Annotated in this window: 2 protein-coding genes and 1 pseudogene; all 3 read left to right on the forward strand. The window is 42.9% G+C overall.

Translation table 11 applies throughout. The features are described 5' to 3' along the window. Positions 1–409: 409 nt before the first annotated feature. Positions 410–1,201, forward strand: a complete 792-nt coding sequence (locus tag CDG79_RS40010; RefSeq protein ID WP_223278659.1) for a hypothetical protein — start codon at positions 410–412, stop codon at positions 1,199–1,201. Between the two features lie 41 nt (positions 1,202–1,242). Beyond that, the gene (locus tag CDG79_RS40015) at positions 1,243–2,505 is read left to right on the forward strand and encodes a hypothetical protein (RefSeq protein ID WP_094346982.1); all 1,263 of its coding nucleotides are present in this window, start codon (positions 1,243–1,245) and stop codon (positions 2,503–2,505) included. Positions 2,506–2,585: 80 nt separating this feature from the next. After that, positions 2,586–2,938 (forward strand): annotated as a pseudogene (locus CDG79_RS40020) (CHAT domain-containing protein); the annotation flags it as partial.

Consider the following 2,938-nt stretch of genomic DNA (forward strand, 5'->3'; position numbering starts at 1 on the left):
ACTAACTCTTTACCACAATGGACACATTCAATGAGCGAACATTCTAAAATTATTCGTTTGGCGTTACTGAATTTTCGTTGTGGGCGATGACGCGGCAATTTTACTATCACTAATTTTTTACTGATGTTAGGTGCAATATCACCTTACCTGCTTTGTATACCAATTAGATAGTTAGGGGTCGGCAACCGATTTCTCCCCCCCTAAAATTTGAAAACGTCGTCTTGCTGCACCCTTTAATTGATTTGCTGTTTCTTTGAGAAGATTTTTCAATGAATCAGTTAATTGTATCAACACTCTTATATACCCAAAAATTTGCATCTAAGTTAAATTTACTACAATTGGGGGAGGGAAGGAGCAGCCAATGGCTGCTCCTTCCCTCCCCTTTCTAAAATGATTATCATTCTATTTATTGGTGATTTTATTTTTTGGAAGTCCCTTAAGCGCTAAAGGCAGCATCAACACTGGTAGTTTGTTCTCTGCTTCATACTCTGGTTTTGGTAATACTGGAAATGGCGGTGCAATTAATCTTCAAGCCTTTGATAGTATCAACATCGCTGATACTTTTAACGCTGAACCTGGAGCTTTTGTTAGTGGTGCCTTAAATACTTCATCATTCTCTCCTAATGGCACGGCGAAAAAAGGGGGTGAAATTAACCTCGTCGCTACCAACGGTATCAACATCATTGGTAATTCGTATGCTTACTCACTTTCTTTTAAAGGCATTGCAGGAGATGGAGGTGCGATTAGTCTAAAAGCCGCTAACAGCATTACTACTGCTGGTTTGTTCTCTTACTCAAACTCTGCTGTTGATAATGCAGGAAATGGAGGCGCGATTAACCTAACTGCAACTGACGGTAATATTTACACTAACAGTTTGTACTCATATTCGCAGGCTAATTCTGGCATAGCAGGAAATGGAGGAACAATTAACCTGCGTGCTGCCAAAGGTAGTATTTTTATAGACGATTTATATTCTGTCTCGTACTCAAATTATGCCCTTAAAGGAAATGGGGGAAATGGCGGCGCGATCGCATTCACTGCCTTGGGCAACATTAGCACAGGCGGTATAAGCTCACAAGCAGCTGGTGCTGGCAATGGTGGGGACATTACTCTCACCAGTATTACAGGAGGCATTAACACAACTAGAGGAACGGTCACATCATCTGGCAGTGCTGGAAATGGAGGCGCAACAGTCGAATAAACGGCGTAACTTACGGTACAGCCAATGTTGGTCCAATTAGCTTGAATGCTAGCTCGCGCTTGGATCTGGAAACTAGCGATGTCACTGGTGAAACTTTTGGTCAAGGCAATGTTGCTCCAATCAAAGTGACTGGTAGCCCAATCGTACTTAGGAATAGTGGCATCTACGGACTTAATAGGAAACAAAGTAATGTTCGTTCAATTGGTTCAATCACGGTAACTGGTGGTACAAAGATTGAACTTGACAATAGCAATATCACGAACGCAGATTTTTATTATGTAAATGGAGTTGAAGCAGTCACATTAACTGCTGAGTCAATTGCGATGAAGAATGGGAGTGGTGTTAGCAGCAGGGGCAATAATCAAGGTAATGGGAGAGTAGCGATCGCTGCAACTAATGGCTCTGTAGAAATTAATGATGGAGGAGTTAGCAGCTATGGCAAAGGAGGTCAAGGCGGAGCACTCAGCATCACCGCTACTGATTCTGTCTCAATTACCAACGATAGCTTTATCGACAGTCGTGGCTCAGGTGATGGAGGTGGACCAATTACCATAATTGCTAACTCGGTTTTGGTTGATAACTCCATGCTCCGTAGTGGTGATAGCGATCAGGGGGGTGGATCACTAACGATTGATGCTGTTGACTCAATTAAAATTGCAAATAATAGCAGACTCAACAGCAAAACCCTTGGTGGAGGTGACTCTGGAAACATCACCCTAGATGCTGATGTAATCTCACTACTAGATAGCACAATTGAGAGCAGAACTATAATAGGTGAAGGGAATGCTGGGCAAACTAAAATAACTGCTAACTCTCGCTTCCTAGCTGATAACAGTAAAATTCTGACGACAGTAGATAATGGGGCAGTGGGAAATGGTGGCACTATCGATATCACCACGGGTTTCTTTTCTGCCATCAATGGCACTGCTGTGCGTTCTAGTACCTTGAGCCAAGGAAATGCTGGTAATGTAAAAATTACCGCCCCCGATGGAGTCTTGTTTAGCACCGGGAGTGGTGTGTTCAGCGAGGTACAACAGGGAGCCAGAGGAAATGGAGGCAGCATTGATATTATTACTGACTCCCTCTCCCTGAATCAAAATGCTCAACTTAGTTCCAGCACCTCTGGATTTGGTACAGCAGGAGATGTGAATTTGACAACAAAAACTCTCTCCCTTGAAAGCGGAGGCAGAGTCTCCGCTACAGCGACTGAAACTGCTAGCGAAGGCAAAGCGGGCATTATTACAGTGACTGCTGACCGAGTAAATCTCTCCGGCAAAAATAGTGGAATGTCTTACAACAATTAAGCGAACTTGAGTTATCCCAGACAAACTTACAACAAAGCTTAGAAATCGCTCAACGTCTGCAACTGCCTCTAGAAATTAGTTTGACGGAATTTAGCCTCAGTAATACTGCTAAGTCGTTAAGTAATATTAAAGACGCGATCGCTCATTATGAAAATGCTGCCAAAATTGCACCAAACCCTTTGGCCAAAGTTCAAGCCCTGATTAATCAGCTGAGTTTGCTGGTCGAAAACGAACGCATCACGGAAGCAAAGTCATTAATACCCACAATCCAATCTCAAGTCCCCAAGCTGCCTACCAATCAAGCTGGTATTTATGCACGGATCAATTTTGCTCAGACTTTGACCACAATTGGTAATAAAAAATACATTGCAGAGATTCTGGCAACTAGCGTTCAGCAAGCCAAAATAATCGGCGATGAACGTGCCGAATCCTA

Origin of the sequence: Nostoc sp. 'Peltigera membranacea cyanobiont' 232, from assembly GCF_002245985.1 — a bacterium.
Lineage (GTDB): Bacteria > Cyanobacteriota > Cyanobacteriia > Cyanobacteriales > Nostocaceae > Nostoc.